Source organism: Fulvivirga ulvae, assembly GCF_021389975.1.
GTDB lineage: Bacteria > Bacteroidota > Bacteroidia > Cytophagales > Cyclobacteriaceae > Fulvivirga > Fulvivirga ulvae.
The window spans coordinates 162,084-182,710 of record NZ_CP089981.1; the positions used below are offsets into that span (position 1 = coordinate 162,084).

General features: G+C 42.3%; 16 protein-coding genes. 9 read left to right on the forward strand and 7 right to left on the reverse strand.

The window, feature by feature from the left end; translation table 11 throughout:
* Positions 1–13: 13 nt before the first annotated feature.
* From LVD17_RS00700 to LVD17_RS00725, 6 genes are read left to right on the forward strand one after another with little or no spacing between them, the layout of a single operon-like run.
* A complete protein-coding gene (locus tag LVD17_RS00700) occupies positions 14–181 on the forward strand; it encodes a DUF6435 family protein (protein ID WP_233764018.1) in 168 nt (55 codons plus the stop codon).
* Positions 182–1,483, forward strand: coding sequence for a cryptochrome/photolyase family protein (locus LVD17_RS00705; protein ID WP_233764019.1), 1,302 nt, complete (start codon positions 182–184; stop codon positions 1,481–1,483). It begins immediately after the preceding gene.
* On the forward strand, positions 1,480–2,925 hold the full coding sequence (locus tag LVD17_RS00710; protein WP_233764020.1) for an SDR family oxidoreductase: 1,446 nt from the start codon (positions 1,480–1,482) through the stop codon (positions 2,923–2,925). The genes LVD17_RS00705 and LVD17_RS00710 overlap by 4 nt, the downstream gene beginning before the upstream one ends.
* Positions 2,926–2,965: 40 nt before the next feature.
* Entirely contained in the window at positions 2,966–3,442 is a 477-nt protein-coding gene (locus tag LVD17_RS00715; RefSeq protein ID WP_233764021.1) for an SRPBCC family protein, read from the forward strand.
* A 10-nt stretch (positions 3,443–3,452) separates the two neighbouring features.
* Entirely contained in the window at positions 3,453–3,926 is a 474-nt protein-coding gene (locus LVD17_RS00720; protein ID WP_233764023.1) for a sterol desaturase family protein, read from the forward strand.
* Between the two features lie 53 nt (positions 3,927–3,979).
* Positions 3,980–4,681, forward strand: a complete 702-nt coding sequence (locus LVD17_RS00725; RefSeq protein ID WP_233764024.1) for a lycopene cyclase domain-containing protein — start codon at positions 3,980–3,982, stop codon at positions 4,679–4,681.
* Between the two features lie 25 nt (positions 4,682–4,706).
* Here LVD17_RS00725 and LVD17_RS00730 read toward each other — a convergent pair whose 3' ends face one another.
* The gene (locus LVD17_RS00730; RefSeq protein WP_233764026.1) at positions 4,707–7,115 is read right to left on the reverse strand and encodes an ABC transporter permease; all 2,409 of its coding nucleotides are present in this window, start codon (positions 7,113–7,115) and stop codon (positions 4,707–4,709) included.
* Positions 7,116–7,199: 84 nt separating this feature from the next.
* Positions 7,200–7,703: a YybH family protein gene (locus LVD17_RS00735; protein ID WP_233764028.1), complete on the reverse strand. Its 504-nt coding sequence runs from the start codon at positions 7,701–7,703 to the stop codon at positions 7,200–7,202.
* A gap of 119 nt (positions 7,704–7,822) precedes the next feature.
* On the opposite strand from LVD17_RS00735, the gene LVD17_RS00740 reads away from it, so the two are divergent.
* From LVD17_RS00740 to LVD17_RS00750, 3 genes are all read left to right on the forward strand, one after another.
* The gene (locus LVD17_RS00740; RefSeq protein ID WP_233764029.1) at positions 7,823–8,821 is read left to right on the forward strand and encodes a beta-ketoacyl-ACP synthase III; all 999 of its coding nucleotides are present in this window, start codon (positions 7,823–7,825) and stop codon (positions 8,819–8,821) included.
* Positions 8,822–8,828: 7 nt separating this feature from the next.
* On the forward strand, positions 8,829–9,056 hold the full coding sequence (locus LVD17_RS00745) for a hypothetical protein (protein ID WP_233764031.1): 228 nt from the start codon (positions 8,829–8,831) through the stop codon (positions 9,054–9,056).
* A 72-nt stretch (positions 9,057–9,128) separates the two neighbouring features.
* Complete coding sequence (locus LVD17_RS00750; protein WP_233764032.1) at positions 9,129–9,839, forward strand: hypothetical protein; 711 nt, start codon at positions 9,129–9,131, stop codon at positions 9,837–9,839.
* A gap of 445 nt (positions 9,840–10,284) precedes the next feature.
* On the opposite strand, the gene LVD17_RS00755 is transcribed toward LVD17_RS00750, so the two are convergent.
* From LVD17_RS00755 to LVD17_RS00775, 5 genes are all read right to left on the reverse strand, one after another.
* Positions 10,285–11,247: a hypothetical protein gene (locus LVD17_RS00755; RefSeq protein ID WP_233764033.1), complete on the reverse strand. Its 963-nt coding sequence runs from the start codon at positions 11,245–11,247 to the stop codon at positions 10,285–10,287.
* A gap of 21 nt (positions 11,248–11,268) precedes the next feature.
* The gene (locus LVD17_RS00760; RefSeq protein WP_233764039.1) at positions 11,269–12,912 is read right to left on the reverse strand and encodes a SusD/RagB family nutrient-binding outer membrane lipoprotein; all 1,644 of its coding nucleotides are present in this window, start codon (positions 12,910–12,912) and stop codon (positions 11,269–11,271) included.
* A gap of 10 nt (positions 12,913–12,922) precedes the next feature.
* The gene (locus tag LVD17_RS00765; RefSeq protein ID WP_233764041.1) at positions 12,923–16,153 is read right to left on the reverse strand and encodes a SusC/RagA family TonB-linked outer membrane protein; all 3,231 of its coding nucleotides are present in this window, start codon (positions 16,151–16,153) and stop codon (positions 12,923–12,925) included.
* Between the two features lie 406 nt (positions 16,154–16,559).
* Positions 16,560–17,189, reverse strand: coding sequence for a response regulator transcription factor (locus tag LVD17_RS00770; protein WP_233764042.1), 630 nt, complete (start codon positions 17,187–17,189; stop codon positions 16,560–16,562).
* A 15-nt stretch (positions 17,190–17,204) separates the two neighbouring features.
* The gene (locus LVD17_RS00775) at positions 17,205–20,219 is read right to left on the reverse strand and encodes a ligand-binding sensor domain-containing protein (RefSeq protein WP_233764043.1); all 3,015 of its coding nucleotides are present in this window, start codon (positions 20,217–20,219) and stop codon (positions 17,205–17,207) included.
* Positions 20,220–20,627 lie beyond the last annotated feature (408 nt).

Consider the following 20,627-nt stretch of genomic DNA (forward strand, 5'->3'; position numbering starts at 1 on the left):
AAACTGTAAGCGTATGTTTTCATTCTTTAAACCTGACCCCGTAAAAAAATTAAAGAACAGAAGAAAGAAGATTCTTGAAGAAGCCATGCGCATACAGCGGTCCGGAGACCTTAAACTTTATGCATTAAAAATGGAAGAGGCTGAAGCCATTCAAAAAGAAATTGACAAAAAATCTGTCTAAATGGATTTAGTAAACATCTTTTGGTTCAGAAGAGATTTACGGCTGGATGATAACGTTGGCCTGTTCAGGGCACTAAGCGATGACCTGCCTGTATTACCATTGTTCATTTTTGATTCCAATATACTCAATGATCTGGAAGACAGGCGTGATGCAAGGGTATCGTTCATTTATGATCAGATTACTCAAATCAATGACCAGCTTAAACGCAAAGGCAGCACATTGCTGGTGGAGTATGGCAGCCCTTTTGAGGTATGGAAAAAGCTGATCAGTAAATATCAGGTCAAAAAGGTTTACACAAACCATGATTATGAACCCTATGCGGTTGACAGAGACAAAAACATATCTTCGCTGTTGGCTAAAAATGATATTGAGTTTAAAACTTATAAGGACCAGGTTTTGCTCGAAAAATCGGAGGTACTAAAGGACAATGGAGATCCCTATGTGGTCTTTACCCCTTATAGCAGGCAGTGGCACAGCACTATTTCAGACAAGAACTATGAATCGGTGCCATCTGCCCTGCACTTTAAAAATTTTGCACAGAGGAAGTCTGAAAAGCCGCTAAGCCTTGAAAACATGGGATTCAGGCCTTCAGGCATGGATATCCCCTCCTCTAATTTAACAGATGTCACGCTGGAGCACTATAAAGAGCGTCGTGATTATCCTGCTATGGATGGCACTTCCCGCCTTGGCATACATCTTCGATTCGGTACAGTCAGCATCAGAAAATTAGCTGACGAGGCCAGGCAAAAAAGTAAAGTTTATCTGAATGAGCTCATTTGGCGCGAGTTTTATCAGATGATACTCTGGCACTTCCCAAGGGTAGTGGATGAAAACTTCCAGACGAAATATAATAGTCTGAACTGGCGCAATAGTGAGAAGGAATTTGAAGCCTGGTGCAACGGACAAACAGGTTACCCGATTGTAGATGCCGGCATGCGGGAGCTTAACTCCACGGGCTATATGCACAACCGGGTCAGGATGATAGTGGCCAGCTTCCTCACCAAGCACCTGCTGATAGACTGGCGCTGGGGTGAGGCTTATTTTGCAAAGAAATTGCTGGACTATGAGCTGGCTTCTAACAACGGGGGGTGGCAGTGGGCTGCCGGTACAGGTGTAGATGCAGCACCATACTTCAGGGTATTTAACCCTGAGCTGCAAACTAAAAAATTTGATCCTGAGCTGAAGTATATCAGGCAATGGGTACCGGAGTTTCAGGAGCTTAGCTATCCCAAGCCAATAGTGGAACATAAAACAGCACGCGAACGAGCTATTAAAACCTATAAAGAGGCTTTGGGGTCATGAAAATTTTGCTTACAGGTTCAACCGGCTATATAGGACGGCGGCTACTTCCGATACTGGTAGACGAAGGCCACCATGTAGTTTGCCTGGTACGGGACAGACACCGGTTTGACTGGGAGGATTTCGATGAGGAATTTTTGAAACACGTAAGTGTAATTGAGGCCGATCTTGAGAAAAAGAAAAGCCTTGAGGATTTGCCACAGGATATTGACGCAGCCTACTATCTGGTACACTCCATGAGTAGCTCTTATGCAGACTTTTCTATCTCAGAGAAAAATACAGCTCTAAATTTTGCCTCATACCTGAAGGGCACTTCCGCCCGACAGATCATATATCTCAGCGGCATTGTCAATGACCATGAACTTTCCGAGCACCTAAGCTCAAGGAAGAATGTTGAAGATTTCCTAAAAACCTCAGAAAAGCCACTGACCGTGTTAAGGGCAGCAATTATTATTGGATCCGGAAGTGCATCTTTTGAGATTATCAGAGACCTTGTGGAGAAGCTACCTGTAATGGTTGCCCCCAAATGGCTTAAAACCAGGTGCCAGCCCATCGGTATTCGTAATGTAATCCAGTACCTGGTGGGTGTGCTAAACAATGAGAATACTTTTAATCAGGTTTATGATATCGGCGGCCCCGATGTATTGTCATACAAGCAAATGTTGATGGAATATGCTTTGGTAAGGAAGCTTAAAAGGTTTATTATCACTGTCCCGGTGCTTTCTCCAAAATTATCTTCACTATGGTTGTATTTTGTGACCTCTACCTCTTATCCGCTCGCACGCAATCTGGTAGATAGCATGAGACACAATGTAGTGGCAAAGCTTGGCGACATAGACAAACAGGTGGTCATACAAAGATACTCATACCGTGAGGCTCTGGAAATGGCTTTTAGCAGGATCAGCCAAAAAAATGTTATCTCCAGCTGGAAAGATGCCATTTCTAACGAAGGTATGAACCATAGCTTTCGCAACTTTATTGAAGTCCCCCGACACGGGTGCTTTAATGATGTCAGAATGGTAGAATTCGAAACTGATATCCATGAGGTAAAGAAAAAGCTTTGGTCTATCGGAGGAACGAATGGCTGGTACTATGGAAACTTCCTTTGGGAGATCAGAGGTTTCTTAGATAAAGCCGTCGGAGGTGTTGGGCTAAGAAGGGGCAGGAGAAGTCCTACTGAATTAAAAGCAGGTGATGCTCTGGATTTCTGGCGTGTGCTGCTGGCCAGTGAAAAGGATCGAAAACTATTGCTATATGCAGAAATGAAGCTACCGGGCGAAGCCTGGCTGGAGTTCCATATTAAGGAAACCAAAGGCAAGAAGTTATTAATGCAGAAAGCAACTTTCCGGCCACTGGGTATTTGGGGCCGCATATATTGGTACTGTGTGCTGCCCTTTCATTTTCTCATATTTCCTGGCATGGCTTCAAGAATTGTAAAAGTATAACAGCGCAATGCCTGACTTGATACTATAGCTCAATATCAAAATGAAAATATACAACATCAAAAGGACACAATATTTACCTATCAAACTATCAGAGGCCTGGGAGTTTTTTTCTACTCCTGCCAACTTAAACAAAATAACACCTGAGCATATGGGCTTTGAGATCAGGTACGCTTCCGGTGGAAAAAAAATGTATCCCGGCCAGCTCATTTGTTATAAAGTAAACATTTTGCCCGGTGTACCGGTTGACTGGGTAACTGAGATTACGCATGTTCAGGAACCGCACTATTTTGTAGACGAACAAAGATTCGGGCCTTATGCGCTTTGGCATCATCAGCATCATTTCAGAGAGGTTAAGGATGGAGTAGAGATGGTTGATGAGGTGAATTATGCAATTCCGTACGGGATCATAGGTAGAATGGCCAATAGAATATTTGTCGGAAAAGAAGTGAAAACTATCTTTGATCACCGCTATAAGGTACTACAGGATTATTTTCAAAATAGGATAATAAAAGCTTAAAAGTGTAAAAATGGCAATATTAACCTTTCTCCTTTGTGCATTAATAATCATTGTCACTTTCCTATTTATGGAATTTGTAGCATGGTTTACCCATAAGTATGTTATGCATGGCTTTTTATGGGTATGGCACAGGTCACACCATAAAAAGCACAATCATACACTGGAAAGAAATGACCTGTTCGCCCTGGTCTTCAGTTTGCCCAGCATCGGGCTTATTTACTACTCTACCTTGATCAACTATTCTCCATATTTACTGTCAGTTGGGATAGGAATACTATGCTACGGGGTCTTTTATTTCATTTTTCATGACATTATAGTACATCAAAGAATCAGATGGCGTCCTAAGAAAAGAAGCAAATATCTGGAGCGTATGATCAACGCCCATTACATTCATCATAAAAAACACACAAAAGAAGATGGCGAAGCCTTTGGTTTCCTTTATGCTCCTAAAAAGTATAAAGTAAAAGATATAAGAAAATCTTAAATTCTTACGCGTGTATGTTTTGTTTAAAACATACCACATTAAAAGTTCTCAGCATGAATTGGCATTATCTTTACCTTTTACTCAATACCCTGGCTATATCCGTACCACTGGCCTTTAGTTTTTATCCGAAGGCTAACTTTTCAAGCAAGTGGCAATACCTGATGCCTGCCATAGCCATCCCGGGTGTGGTTTTCATTCTTTGGGATGTTTATTTTACCAAATGGGGTATATGGGGATTTAACGAAACATATCTCACAGGACTTAATATTGCGAATCTCCCTATAGAAGAATGGCTGTTTTTTATTTGTATTCCTTATGCCTGTGTGTTTACCTATTTTAGCTTCAAACACCTCTTCAAAGAGGATTATTTAGGTAAATATGCCCCTGCTATCACCTGGACACTCATTGCCATATCTTTTTTGATCGCTGTCAGCAATACTCACCGAGCTTACACATCAGTAACTTTCTTTGCTTTGTGCGCTTTTTTACTGTTACACATATTCATTCTCCGATCAGCATACCTGGGAAGGTTTTATTTCAGCTTTGTTTTCATACTCATACCTTTTTTTCTGATCAATGGTGTACTTACCGGATCCTATATCCAGGACCAGGTAGTCTGGTACAACAACGCGGAAAACCTGGGGATCAGGCTGGGCACAATCCCCGTAGAAGACACCTTTTACGGCATGCTCCTGCTCCTGATGAATGTTACGTTATTTGAAGAACTGGAAAATAAACTCAGAGAGAAGCGCTAAAATTTCGCTTGTCAGAACCTACCTCTTATTCATTCCTCAACGTGTCCACAGGATTCATGAGTGCAGCTTTAACCGACTGATAGCTGATTGTGATAAGTGAAAGCAGCAAAGCCAGAAATATAGCAACCAACACCGGCAATAACCCAACAGTTACTCTATACTCGAAATCTGACAGCCACTGCGACATGGCATAGTAAGCCAGGGGTGCAGTGATAAGAAATGCAAGTAACACCAATCTGGTAAAATCCGTTGATACAAGCAAAAACAAATTGGCTATAGTTGCCCCCAGTACTTTTCTTATACCGATCTCCTTAGTACGCTGCTCTACCGTAAAAGCCACCAGTCCGAATAATCCTAAACAGGCAATGATGATGGCGAGGCTTGCAAAAAGGGTAAAGATGTCGCCAAGCCTTAATTCATTATCATACAGTTTTTGATACTCCTGGTCCAGAAAGCGATAGTCAAATGGACGGTGAGGCACCAACTCTGCCCACAATGCACCTACACTTGCCAGAGTTCGCTCCATATCAGCCGGCTTGATCCTTATGAGTATTTCATTGTACTGGGCAGGTTCTATAAACAGTACCAGGGGGTTTATCTTGTTTTTTAAAGATGAAAAATGAAAGTCGCTGAGCACACCTTTTACTATACCATTCCGTCCGTTCAGCATTGCCCTGCGCCCTACTATATCTTCAGGGGAAAGCAATATTTGCCTGGCCAGCTCTTCATTGACCAAAAAGCTGTATTCCCTGTCATTGCTGTCTTCCCTGGTCGATCGCTCGGTATCCGCTTCCGTAAAAGGTTTACCTTCAATCATCTCCATTCCAAGGTTTGAAACAAAATCCTTATCCACCGTAACGGCGTTAACAGACAGAGTCTTCTCGCCTTCCATGCCTTCTACATGTATACTATAGCCTCCATTAATGTTTGCCGGATTTTCAGAGACTATGGATACCCCTAATACATCCGGCTTTGCCTCCAACTGCTGTTTTATTCGCTCAAAGTTTTTATTTACTTCCTTGTCGGTAGATATTACCAGCACATTTTCCTTATTGTACCCCAGTTTCTTATCTCTCATAAAATTAAGCTGCTTATAGATCACCAGTGTACCTATAATCAGAAATATGGATATGGAAAACTGCACCACCACAAGCATTTTTCTCAGGAGGTTACCTTTGGCTGATCTCCTGAAGCTGCCCTTAAGTACATCGCCAGGCTGGAAAGATGCCAGGCTAAGCGCAGGATATGCCCCTGCCAACAGGCTGACCACGATAACAATAGCAGAGAGCCCTGTCAAAATATTAGGAGCCAGCAGGTGATCCGTGGTCAATGTTTTACCCGTAAAGGCATTAAACGGCCCTAATACCATGCTTACTATAACAATAGAAATAGCCGTGGCAAGCAATGTAATGATCACCGATTCGCCCATAAATTGATAAAAGAGTTGCTTTTTAAAAGCGCCCATTACTTTTCTCATGCCTACTTCACGCGCACGGTCAGCAGATCTCGCAGTGGCCAGGTTCATATAATTGATACAAGCTATTAAAAGAATGAGAATACCTATTACAGTAAAAATGTAAACATTTTCTATGCTTCCCTGTGGCTCCATTTCCGCCTGCACATCAGAGTATAAGTGAATATCAGTAATTGGCATAAGGTCATAAGAAAAACTATAACCAGAGCTGGCAAACTCTTCTCCAAGCTGTGCCGTCACAAATGTGGTAATCTCCTTTTCAAGCTTATGCTGGCTTGCAGTATTTTCAAAAACGATATAGGTAGCATAATTGGCGCTGTACCATGTCTCACTTTTGGAGGCATTAAGACTATAAAATGAGGCCAGAAAATCAAAATGAAAATGTGAGTTATTCGGGGTATCCTCAACTACACCCGTCACCTGAAAATCCTGCGTATTATTGATCTTAAGTACCTTACCCATTGGGTTCGTATCACCAAAATACTTTTTTGCTGCTGATTCTGTGATTACCAGCGAGTTGGGTTGTACCAGGGCGGTAGATGGGTTACCCTGAATCATTTCGAAGCTGAATACATTAAAAAATGTACTGTCGGCGTAAAAGAACTTCTTCTCCTGAAATTTCTGCAGATTGTATTGCACCACAACAGGACTAAAGATACTTACGTCAAAAAGTCGTGTTCCTGTTTTTACTTCAGAAAATTCTCTGAGAATGCCAGGTAGCAGAGCCGTTGGAGTATTATACATTTTTGCGGAAGAACCCCCATATTCATAGGTGGCGTTTACCCTGTAAATATTTTCTGATTGTTCGTGAAAACGGTCATAACTGCGCTCATCAGTTATATAAAGCACTAGTAGCAAACAGCATGAAAGGCCTACAGCCAGGCCGAAAATATTGATAAATGAATAGCCAGATTTGTTTATAAGGTTTCTGACTGCAATTTTAAAGTAGTTTTTGAACATAGCACCGGAGTTTTTGATGAATAAAAGCAATTTCTCAACACCTGTCAACTCTTAATAAGACACAGTTACTCCAGAAAGGTTGCATTATTGCCAGGTATAAGTATCTAATAATATTTTATAGCCCTCATCAGTATATTTCCATATTAAAATAAAATCAACTTCACTGGTATTCTCCTTTCCGTCCCGCATGGTGGTCAACTTCGAATGACCCAACTGATACACCAATTGTTGATTGTTGTCGATATCAATTCCTTGCGCCCTCCACTCCGGAGGCTTGTTTTTCAGTGCCTTCCAGTATTCATTGTCGTAAATAGATTTCTCATCTTTTGTCACTTCTATTACCTCAAGCTCCCATTTAACAGGATTCTTTATACTGGTCCAGGATTCATCTATATTGGCTCTGGTGGTAATTGTTTTATCTCCGGGGCTGATCAGGTAGGCATCATCGAGATAAAAACCTGCTACCTTCTGAAGCTCACCGGCATTAAATGCTTCTTCCATCTGTTTATTGAGCCGCTTTATCGTATCATCGGCCTCATCCTGAGGCAAAACAAAGGCAATAATGAATGACAACAAAAAGTAATTCATATCTGGTAATTTTTATTTAACAATATACATATAAAACAGGTATTATATAGAGAACCTATAAGCCTAACTAACATTAGTTAATTTTAGTTATATTTGATGCTTTAAAAAATTATATTTAAATGCGCTATTCGAAAATTGCCGGAGTTGGTCATTATGTACCTGAGAGAGTGGTCACAAACGATGACCTGTCCAAGTTAATGGACACCAATAATGAATGGATCATCGAAAGAACCGGTATCCGCGAAAGAAGGTTTATTGACTCTAAAAAAGATACAGTAGCCAACATGGCTGCAAAAGCAACCCATATGGCACTGGAACGTGCCAACTTAAAAGTTGAAGACATTGATTTCATTGTGCTTGCTACTATAACGCCTGACTATTTCTTTCCTGGCTCAGGAGTGCTTTTGCAACGCGAGCTCGGCTTAGAATCCATAGGAGCACTTGATATCAGGAATGCCTGCTCCGGTTTTATATATGCTCTGTCTACGGCAGATCAGTTTATCAAAACAGGGATGTACAAAAACATTCTGGTCATCGGTGCTGAAATACAATCCACAGCCCTTGACCTTACCACCCGCGGCAGGGGCACGGCCGTGATCTTTGGCGATGGTGCTGGTGCAGTAGTTTTGCAGCCGTCAGAAAAGCCCGGTATACTATCTTCTCACTTACACTCTGATGGCCGGTATGCGGAAGAACTCTATGTTAAGGATCCCGGTAGCAGTCGCCCGCACGAAGAGAGGCAACCAGAGCAGATACTGGATACGTCTACATTTAAAGTGCATATGAACGGCAACATGGTTTTTAAACATGCCGTTGTACGCTTTCATGAAGTAATTATGGAGGCCCTGGATGCCAATAATTTAACAAAGGATGATATTGACCTGTTAATACCCCATCAGGCTAACCTCAGAATCAGCAATTACATCCAGCAAAAGCTTGGATTACCTGAAGAAAAGTTGTATAATAACATTATGAGATATGGCAATACCACTGCCGGCTCTATTCCGATCGCTATGAGCGAGGCTTGGGGAGAAGGAAAAATAAAAGATGATGATCTGATTTGTATGGCGGCTTTCGGAAGTGGATTTACATGGGCTTCTTCACTTATTAAATGGTAATATTTGTATGAAAACATCTATATACAACCCCAGTACTTTAGAAGTAGAAATAGCACAGGCTATTGAAAACATGCAGGATAGCCTGCAAAAACAGCTGCCCTCTGGCACAAAAATTGTGGGAATCGAGAACAGAATTGCGGAGGACAATCCTCTTGTAAAACTGTTTCTGGAGGATAACGATGGAGACCCACATGAAGTGGTACTCAAAATAATTCAAACTCCAGATAAGTTTTAATGACCAAAGTTGGATTTTAACTTAAGAATCAATCAGTTCTAAAATTCAATTTTTTAACTTAAACCATTATCTATGAGAACCCTTTTATTGGCTATGCTTTTTACTTTAGCGTATTCCATAGCCTTTTCGCAAACCACAAACCAGGAGACTTCCATCCTGGACAGAAACGTCAATCCAGGACAGGTTATCAATGAACTTCCTTTGCCTCCTCCAGGTATGGAAGGCAGTTTTTACCTGAACGAAAACTGGTTGGTTGGCGATTTTACCATTACCAACAGTGATAAGCTTTATAAAAATTTTCCGTTGAGGTATGATCTTAAAAACCAGCTACTGGAGATAGAGAACGACAACAAAACTAAAGTTTGTACACTTCCGGTATTAAAGACTTTTTCATATAGAAATCATAATAATGAGATTGAGAGCTATGTTAATACTGATCTTATTGATGATGCCAACAAAATTTTACCAAAATCAATTGCTCAGGTACTGTTTGAGGATAAGCTGATGTTAATAGGCGTACCTTACGTAGAGGTAAAGGACCCAACCTATGTACAAGCCATTGACATGGGTAACCGGAACAAGCAGATTCTGAAGAAAATTGATTACTATGTAGTGAACAATGCCAGGGCACATAAAGTCATAGGTTCTTCCTTTAAGAAGAACGAAGGTATTTTTGGCAACAAGAAAACTGATGTGGAAAATTTCATAAAGGAGAATAAGCTAAAGTTTAATAAGGAAGATGATTTGGTGAAAATATTTAACTATTACAATTCTCTTATTTAATTACAAGATTTTATATATCAAAAAGGCAGCAAAAGCTGCCTTTTTTTGTTTATCATTAACGTGTGCGATTCATACATCCCAATATCTGAATATTGCCAAACAGGGCTGCATTTACGGGAAGGGCATCCTGACCAGTGCCTAACCTTCAGACCTTTGCCGGAGCATTGATACGCACGGAAAGCTATTAACTTCTATCCATTGCCCCTGTCAAGCTACAGAACAGTTACGCTTTACTTAATTTCAGAAGTTTGTTAAAGCCGCAATTTAGCTCTGTTCGCTGCCTGCTCTAAACAAATTGGACACAATCAAAAGAGTGTGTACGGAGTAGTAAATAAAGAACTTCAAACCCGGGAACAGATCAGTAAAAGCAAGCTTGGTCAGGTCGGTCAATAAAAAAAGGACTACACAAGAAGTGCAGCCCTTTATACAAACAATATAACTAACTTTAATTTGGAGTAATGGTAAAAGTAAACTGAATACCTGCTAACCCGCAACAGGAGGTGGCATCATAAGTAATATCGAAAGTAATAACTCCTGTATCAGGATCATATGTGGTTCCCGGCCCCTGTACATATATTACCTGGGTAGGGAAATCTACCGATCCCGGTGTGATGGTAATCACCTCACATATCTCACTAAAAGCTAATCCAATAGGAAAATCAGGCCCGAAGATATCAAGTGTACCATCGCTCAACTGATAGACACCGCCCGAACCGGTAACCGTTACCGGCTGAGGCGACCTGAAATTGGACGGGTCAATACTGGATGAAACCAACTCTGCTGTATAACTTCCTGCCAGATTTGAAGGACAGGTAACAAGGTAAACAAGATTCATTACCAGGCCAGGCTGGTTGGCAAAACTAGGGCTGAACGCTATAGTAGGTGTACCATCAACGCTGGTAACAAAACCAGGCAATTTTCGACCATCCTCAAAATTGAAACCTGCCGTGATCTGAAACTGGTCTCCGAGTTCCAATGAGTCTCTGGCAATCACACCTGCATCAAATGCACCGATCAGGTCATCGGCATTTAAAGTTAGTGTAGCTGGCCATGAAGTTAATGTAGAAATCAGACCTGTATGTTTTTCTCCATTGGCTCGTGTCCAAAGCACTTCGATATCTACAGAATTCACCGGTGCAAATTCAAGGTTACCATCGAGCTTGCCTGATCCTTGCGTAAGGCCGTCACTTCCCTGCTGCAGGTCATTTCTCAAGTCTACGGAAAATTCCAGGTTAACATTATCAAGATTGGTCAGGTTAATAAACCCGTCATCATTCTCCGTCGTGGTAAAGTTAGCTATGGCTCCCTTCGGAGTGTCCTCAAGCTTAAATTTGATAGCATCTTCATCCTCGCAGGCAGAAGCCACTATGGCAAGCCCCACAACTATATATTTTAAAAATCCTTTCATAATATTCTATTTAATAGGTGATCAATTAGCATCCCAAAACACTTTGTATGTAGTAGGATTCTTCTGCTCAGGCGAATTAGGGTTCAGGTTCAGGTCCTGATCTCTCCAGGGCAACGAAACCAGGAAATTTCTAGCAGAAATGGTCGTAGCCGCAAAAGGCCCTGTATCATTATTGGGATCAAATAGCACCGGGTAGCCCCTTCTTCTGTAGTCGTTGTACTGATCGATGGAATTACCAAAACTCGCCAGCCATTTTTCAGTCAAAATGATCTCCAGTCTTCTGTCATCGCTACCTGCATTATCATATTGTGTTAAAACAGCAGTTATGTAGGCATCCCGGTCGGCATCTGATATGTTAGGGATCGTCTGACTACTAGAAGTGTTATCCACAATCTGATTTACCTTGGCAAAAGCCGCGATCATAGCATCTTCCAGTAATTGCTTCGGATCTTTGGCAATCACCCCGTCAAGCGCCAGTTCTGCTTCTATAAACAGGCGGCTGTAATAAGGCAATATTCTTTCAGGTACATCACCTGCCCCGGTATTTAACGTCACTGCTCCTCCTGCTCCATCGTCATATTTGCCACCGGCAGGATACAGGCCAAGCACGGAACTGGACCTGTCCTGATTCTGAGCCTGATTAGGGTGCGTGGAACCAAAATGTATGGACAGGAACTGACCGTCTAAATACTCCCACGGATTCTGCGGAGATGCTCCCGGGGCCAGCTGGTTATAGATATAGTATGGCTCTCTCGGATCCTGAATACCCGTAAATATGTCGGGGTTCTGCCCTGTCATGATCTGGTATAGCCAAATGCTGATGTAATAAGTTTTAGTAGCACTGGCATAGTCTGTTATAAATGCAGGATGCCTGTTATCAGGACTGGTTGAAACTCCATACCACATCTCAAAGTCCTCATCCTGACTCGCGATCAGATCGTCTTCATTAATCAGTGCCACAATTTGGGCTTCTGCATCTGGTATAACATTTACACCTCTCACCTGGTTAAGAAGTTTCAACTTAATGGTTTTTGCAGCCTTTCTCCATAAATCAATATCACCTCCGTAGATCAGGTCATCCGAACCAGGTACATTTTGGTTTTCAGCTTCTGTATTGGCCATGTCAGCCATCCCCTCGTTCAGCAAGGCTATAATCTGAGGGTATATTACCGCATCATCGTCAAATGCAGGAAACCGAATATCCGGCATGCTATTGGCCTCACTAAAAGGTACATCGCCCCATACATCCACAAGTACACTGTAGGTATAAGCTTTTAATATTTTGGCTATGCCTACATATTGCAAATCGCCACTCTCCGTACCTGTCTCAATCATGTACCGGATATCTTCAAGGGCAATGTCGTAAAATGCCTGCCATGAAGTGGTGATGGCAAAGTCACTACCCTGCGTACCATACTGGTCAGGGGTCGCTCTGCGGGTAACCTGATGCATGAACACTCCCAGGTGAGAGGTAAGACCTCCGTTAGAAAGCCCCACGGAATTGACAATGTTCAACTGTGAATTAGTCAGTAATTGGTTTAGCGGAGCAGTTGTAGGGTTATTCGGGTCTGTATTGATATCAAAATAGTCGTTACAACTAAATGAGAAGAGCAACAAGACCGCACAAACTACAACCCGCATATATCTATTGAATAATTTTTTCATCGTTGTAAGTTTAGAATGTGAACTTTAAGTTTACTCCGTATCGCTTGGACTGAGGAGCTGAAGCATACTCTATACCTTGTGTGTTGGTAGAACCGAAGCCGTTAACTTCAGGATCGAAATTGGTATACTCAGGGATGTTGGGGGCATTATACCAGAGGTTTCTGCCTGTAAATGTTATTGAAGCACTTCCGAAAGGAGTCTTCTCCAAAAGCTTTTTAGGCAATTGATATCCCAGGCTTACTTCTCTCAAACGGATAACGGTACCATCATATACTGACATTTCATCCGCTCCATTAATACCAAACGACTGCTGAGAGCCTCCATTAGAGAAAAACAGGTCGTTAGTTGTGATTTGCGTGGTGTTGGGTATTTTATTTCCACTCTCATCCAGCAACGGCTGACCTGTATTCGGGTCTCCGTAGAATCCGGGGATAATCCTTGAGGACTCTCTGTCTTCTGTATCCTTGGTCACACCTCTACCCAGCAAACGCTCAACTGTAGTGGTATACATATCGCCACCGTGCCTGTAATCAATCAGAGCTTGTAGTGTAATGCCTTTGAAACTAAAGGTATTAATGAAACCCATCGTAAAATCGGGGTTGGGGTCACCAATGATACCTAAACCGTTGTTTTCAAGGCTTGGAAATAAGATACCTGTTCGTGGGTCAATCAGGAAATTACCTTCATCATCTCTCGCTGATACCGAACCATAAAGTGCTCCATAGGGCTGCCCTACTTCAAGAATTGGTCTCACACCTCCTCCAAACAGATTTCGGATATTGATCCGCTCCACTCCATCTGACAATGCCAGTACTTTACTCTCGTTTTTCGTAAAAGTGGTATAGGTTTCCCATTTAAATCCATTACCAAGCTTAACGGGCACCAAACCTAATCCGATTTCCCATCCTTTGTTTTCGAGATCACCAAAGTTTGTGATCAACTGTTCAAAACCGGAAGCTGAAGGTAACGTTACATTGGCGATCTGATCCGTGGAGTTTCTTTTGTAATACGTAACATCAAGATTGATGCGGTCTTCAAAAAATGCCAGGCTGGTACCCAGCTCCCACTCCTTGGTAAATTCCGGTGTCAGATCAGGGTCTGATGCCACATTGCTTTGAGTAATACCGGGTTGACCCAAGAATGGAAGATCATTTTGATTAACAGAGCCGATCACGCCCGTGTTATTGCCCAGGTTTACGGAGAAAGTATTTGTTAATGAATATGGGCCTGCATCGTTACCTACCTTGGCCCAGCTGGCTCTCAGCTTACCATTGGTAAGTACCGTACTGTTGATATCAAACCCTTCGGTAAAAATGAATGATAATGAAGCACTTGGGTAAAAGAAGCTTCTGCTCTCAACAGGCAGCGTGGATGACCAGTCGTTCCTACCCGTCATATTCAAAAACAGGAAGTCCCTGTAGCCAACATTCACCTCTCCGAAAACACCCATAAGCCTTCGCTTGGAATATGTACCCCCATTAGGCACCAGCGTATTGGTATTATCGATATCGTAAATACCGGGCGAAACGATAGTAGTACCTAAAGTAGATTGTCTGTCGATAGTTCTTTGGTTGGAGTTGTGTCCTACTATGGCCTTAATATCAAAGTCTTCATTAAGGTCCTTCTGGAAAGTAAGAAGGAAGTTAGTCTCGATTTCTTCAAAGAATATATCATCGTCCAGTATGGCTCCCGTACCACTGAAAGCGTTGGAACCGATATCCCATACCTGTTGTCTTCTGTCATTGAAGGTGTTGGTTCCAACCTTAAATGAGGCTGTGAGCCAGTCGGTAATATCATAGGCTACATTGAAATTGGCTGCGAGCCTGTTTACGTTTGCCGTGAGCCCATTATGCTTCCATGACCACAGCGGGTGGTCAACAGCAAGTGTATTGTAAAATACTGATCCTCCCTGAGGGTTTTCATAAGGCAGGCTGGTATCCCATGTTCTTCCCAACCATAGCGTTCTGGCAAAAGAAGAGGCAGCAGTAGGGTCTGCTGCTGCAGCACCGAATATAGGTCCATGCTGCTCCGTACGGGTGTACGACAGGTTACCACCGATAATCACCCGGTTATCCAACTGCGCATTACCCCCTATACTGAGGTTGCTTCTGTCAAAAGAAGAAAACGGAATGTAACCATCCTGGGTCATATGGGAAACAACAGCAGATAATGTAGCCTTCTCATTACCACCTACTATACTTATGGAGTTGTCATAGATAGTACCGGTTTCGAAGAGGTCCTTAACATTATCCGGCTGAGCCACATATGGCAAATTTGCAGGCATATCCGGGAAGGCATTTAAATAGTTTCCCCATGTAGGGAACGAATCCAGAGAAGCAAAAGCAGGCCCCCATGAACCATTTGAGTTTGAATATAAAAACTCAGCACCGTTTCCATAAGTATTCTGATAATCAGGAAGGTTGGCAATCTCTTCCAATGCAAAAGAGGAAGAAACCGTTATCTCCAATCCTTTTCTTGATGCCCTCGCGCTTCCTGATTTTGTAGTAACGACGATAACACCGTTTGCGGCTCTTGAACCATATAAAGCAGCTGCAGCGGCTCCTTTTAATACCGATATGGAGGCAATGTTATTAGGGTCCAGTTGTGCCAGGCCATTGGCATAGGCAGCGCCACCGGTTAGCTGGTTGTTGGTATCAAACTGCGTGTCGTTATAAGGAATACCATCTACCACAAATAGTGGCTGGTTATTGCCCAGGAATGACGAAGCGCCTCGAATAGTGATCCTTGTAGCACTACCGGGCGACCCTGAAGACCCCGAAATCTGAACACCGGGTATCTTGCCCTGCAAAGCTTTCAGCACATCAGGCTCTGATTTTTGCTGGATTTGCTCCGAACCAACGTTTTCTACTGAGTAGCCCAATGATTTTTTGCTTCTCTCAATACCCACGGCCGTTACCACGACTTCGCTAAGCTGCGTTACATCCGATGCCATTTGCACATCGATCACGGCCCGTGAACCAATCTGCATTTCCTGTGATTCCAAACCAATGAAAGAAAAGACCAGTACCCCTCCCTCCTGAGGGACATTGAGCTTATAGTTACCCTCAATATCGGTAACTGTTCCTGTCGTGGTTCCCTTCAGCACCACGTTTACACCGGGCAGAGGCTGTCCCTCATCTACTGAGGTCACCTTACCCGTGATTGATCGTTCCTGCGCCTGAGACTCATAGTGGCCGAGTATCAGGACGAGCATGAAACTAATGAGTAAAAACTTCTTCATACTATACGGTTTAAGTGAAATAAATTATTTCGACCCAACCGGCCTGAAAGGATATACCGGAGTGCCAGATGAATACACTCCTTCCCTTTTAAAGCCAATTTGGATCTTAATCAAAGGTCACTAAACTGCGTGCAGGAAAAATCCCCCGGAATGACGGAATTTATAGCTGTTTTTTTAACCTAAATGTCAGAAAAATAGGGATTTGCATCCCCTTCTTATGAAAAAAGGACTTCATTTTGAGTCTGTAAATCAGGCCTTTGGGTCTCGCTGGAAATGTTATTTTGGTAGTGATTGATGGGACTACAGAAGCTCTAAACCCATCCAAATTGGGGAATATCCGGGTATATTTTGCTCCTGCATCTCGTGCAGGGTATTGTCCTGTAAGAGATGCAGGAGCAAAATTGCTTTAAATTAATTTTTCCTTGGTGGCTTTGGCTATAGCTTCGGACTTGCTGTTCACCTGAAGCTTGGAATATATATTTTTTATATGCGATTTGGCCGTCTCTTTGGTAATAAACAGTTCCTGGGCTATCATGCTATAACTTTTACCTTTGGCCAGCAGCTCAAGCACTTCGGTTTCACGACCTGAAAGTGGAGAATTTGGATTTTTCTGAAATGAATTAACGACCAGCTTGGCTATTTTACTGCTCATGGGTGCCCCTCCCTGAATTACCTCGTCTATAGCATCCAGCAATTCGGTATGACTGGTGTTTTTGGTAATATACCCGGAGGCTCCGGCGCATAAAGCCTGAAAAACCAAATCGCTGTTTTCATAAATGGTGTTAACGATCAGCTCAATGCCGGGATTCTGTTTCTTGATCAGGGCAATGGCTTCAATCCCATTGATGCCTGGTAACTCCAGGTCCATCAGAATAATTTCCGGCTTATCTTTTTTTAAATTCTTAATGCAGTCCTCTGCATTATCATAGGCATTTACAACATAGTAGTTGCTTACGCTATTAATAATCAAGGAAAACCCCTCCCTTACCGCATCGTTGTCTTCAACGATTACAATTCTTGACCTGAAGTAATTCATCTCATGTACATTTAATTAGTAAATCTTAATTTCTCGTTCTTTGGGTTCTGATTGAATACTTCCTCTAAAGCGTATAATCGTACCATAATTCCGGACTTTGCTTTCCACTTCTACCGTACAGCTTATCTGCGAAGCGCGGGAACGCATGTTTTTAAAGCCATGCCCCTTCCCCAACCTCTCATGGTCAAGGCCGACACCATTATCTTTAAAGGTTATAACGAATTCATTTTTGACAAGGTTTAAATCCAGATGGACTTCGTCACCGTTTGAATGCTTCAAAGCATTCGTCATAGCTTCTTTAAAAATTAGAACGATCTGCCTGCTCCACCCTGAAGGCAAAGGCAGGTTTCTCCCGGTTAGATCATCCGCTTTAGAGAAAAAGGAAATATTGGTATTATTAAAGAGGTCTTCGCCAAAATCTTTAATATATGTAAAAATCTCACCTAAATTATCACTCTCGGGATCAATGGACCAAATAAAGTCTTTGGTACCATTAAAAAGAGATTTGGTATGTTTTTCAATGTTCTTAAGCAATTCATCAATTTCTGCTGACTTATCTTTTAACTTCAGACTGATCAGGTTCGCAAATACGGTAATGCTAGCCAGCTGATTACCCATATTGTCATGAAAATCCCTCGCCATGCGCTTTCTTACCTTCACCAGCTCCTCAGCCCGTATACGCTCAACTGTTAGTATTTTATTGAGGTTGGCCCTTATCCTGTAATCGTTAAACAGCTTGATCCCTGCTATGATCAACACGACGAGTAAAATAAAAAACCAGGGCTCTTGCCAGAATGGTGGCACTATCTCAAACTTGAAAGTTGCCGGATGCTGATTCCATACACCATCGCTGTTGGAGGCCAAAACCTCGAACGTATACTCGCCCGGAGATAAATTGGTGTAAACAGCCTCTGATTTTGCGGTCAGCGGGCTCCACTCTTTTTCCAGCCCAAGTAATCTGAACTTATAGGTAACTTCCGGCTGGTTATTGAGGCTACTCGCAAAGTATTCGATTACCAGGTTGTTTTCATTGTAAGGCAGTTTCAGGTCAATGGGCAGGTTATGCCAGCTTGACGTACTATCGGCATAATTATCCCAGTTTACTTCCTGGTAGAAGAGCTTCACTCCTGAAATATAGGTGACCGGCTCTACCTGGTTGGGAAATTCCTTGTGGGGCTGAAACTTAAAGACGCCATCAGGAGCTCCAAACCAGATGTTGCCCTCCTCATCCTTATACACTGCATTATGCGTGGTCTTAATATTCTTAAACCCCTCAGTTTTACCGTAGTTCTTTATTCTTTTTATCTGATTCTCACCGGTAAGGAATAGCTTGTCTACCCCCCGCTCCATGCCTACGATCAGGTTTCCTTCATTATCAAAGATAAGGTTATAGATCAGGTCAGACGTCAGGCCATTGTCAGTGGTCAGCAGTTCATAGTTCTCCCTGTCTTTGCTTATTCTGAGCAGCCCATGGCCGGAGTAACCTATCCAGTAATTGCCATAAGTATCTTCGAGGGCCACATTTATTCTCTTATCAAAGACATTTCCATCATTGAAGCCTTTACTCATTTTGCCTTCCATAAAATAACTGAACCCTCCGCGTGTAACGATCATTATTTTACCTTCTACCGGCTCCGAAATGCTCCAGATGGTGTTGTCGTATAAGCCGTTATCTATATTGTAATTATGGAATGTTTTACCATCAAACCGGCTTAAGCCATTGGCCGTACCAATCCAAAGATTATTCTGACTATCACTAAAAAGACATCTGATGGAATTATAGACCAGCCCGTCATCCATATTCAGGTAAGTATAATTTTCGCCGTCGAACCGGATCAAGCCTGAGCCTTTGGTACCAAGCCACACATTACCCTGCTTGTCGAGTGTACTTGCCCATATGTAAGCATTGCTTAAACCATCCGCAGTGCTCAGGTTGCTAAAGCTCTTTCCATCAAAAACATCAACCCCTCCTCCGTAGGAGCTGATCCAGTACTTACCGTGATAATCCTGCAATATTGAAGTAATGAAATAATTGTGAAGTCCATGTTCCCGACCGTAATGGACAAAAATTTCGTTGGAAAGTTTGTATATTCCGTCACCATCCGTGCCAGCCCATATTATACCTTCACGGTCACGGTATATATTATTGACGACCAGATTGGTGAAACCTTGCTGCGAACTAAAGGTACGCACCTTACCTTGATCATACTGCATGATGCCATAGGCAGAAACGCTCCAGAAGTTTGAGGTGTCTTTTACAATTGCAGATTTTATAAAAACGCCCTTAAGTGGTGGGAAGAAATCACTGATAATCCCAGGTTGATCCGGGTCAAACCGCAAAAGTCCCTTATTAGAGCCCAGCCAAAGTACTCCATTGTCATCTGCACAAACAGAAAGCAGGTAGCCTTTAAATTCTGAATTGTTGACATAATTAACAAAGCTCTTACCATCATATGCAAAAAGCCCTTTAATAGCAGAAATAAACCAAAGTTTACCTTTCTTATCTTCGGTTATAGCTATAACCTTGTCATTGGGAGTGCTGTTGGGAATATTAAAAGTCTCGATCTGCTCCGTTTTTGAATCTATCCTCCCTATTCCTCCTGTTGGCGCTGAAAACCAGATATTGCCGGTCCCGTCTTCATAAATAACATTGACCGAATTTTCCCTGTCATTATTATCAGCTATTTCAAAATTACGAACCTGCTTACCATCGTATCTTGATATACCCACAGCGGTGGCTGCCCATACATTGCCTCGGCTATCCACCATTACATCTCTTACATAGTTGCTGGCCAACCCGTCACGAATAGTCAGGTTTTGAAAGGTAAGACCGTTAAATTTTGAAAGCCCGCCGCCAAGTGTAGCTATCCAGAGGTTCCCAAACTTATCTTCACAGAAGTCGAGCACCTTCTCATGCGCAAGACCGTCGGAGATTCCATAGTTGATAAAATTGTATGACTGGCTATAGCCCGTGTAGCCCCTCACCAACAGGCATAGCATAAGAATATATCGAAGAATATGACGAACCACAGGCTATTTAATCTCAAATTCAATATGCAAAATAGCACGAAAAAATATATCACCCATTTCGGGGGAGAAGATACTATTAAGATAAGGTTTTGATTTGTTTTTACCTCACCTTAAATCCTGATCAAGCAGAATTTCCAGGGAGACGCTGACATTTCGGGTCTTTAGTTTACAGACACCGGTTAATGGCAGTCGGCAAACCTGGATAAAGCAATAGGCGTGAGTGGTCCGCTGTGGTTAGGTTCGCTTTGCACGCTTATTTTCCAATCCTTTGTTCCACAGATTTTCAGCTTAATTCAATATTCCCATAGGGATAAAATATTTATAGAATAGCCATAAGGACAAAACATACAGGCCTTTGAATCATTGATGAAATTTACATTCTACGAAGGCTTAATACCACGGAAGAGC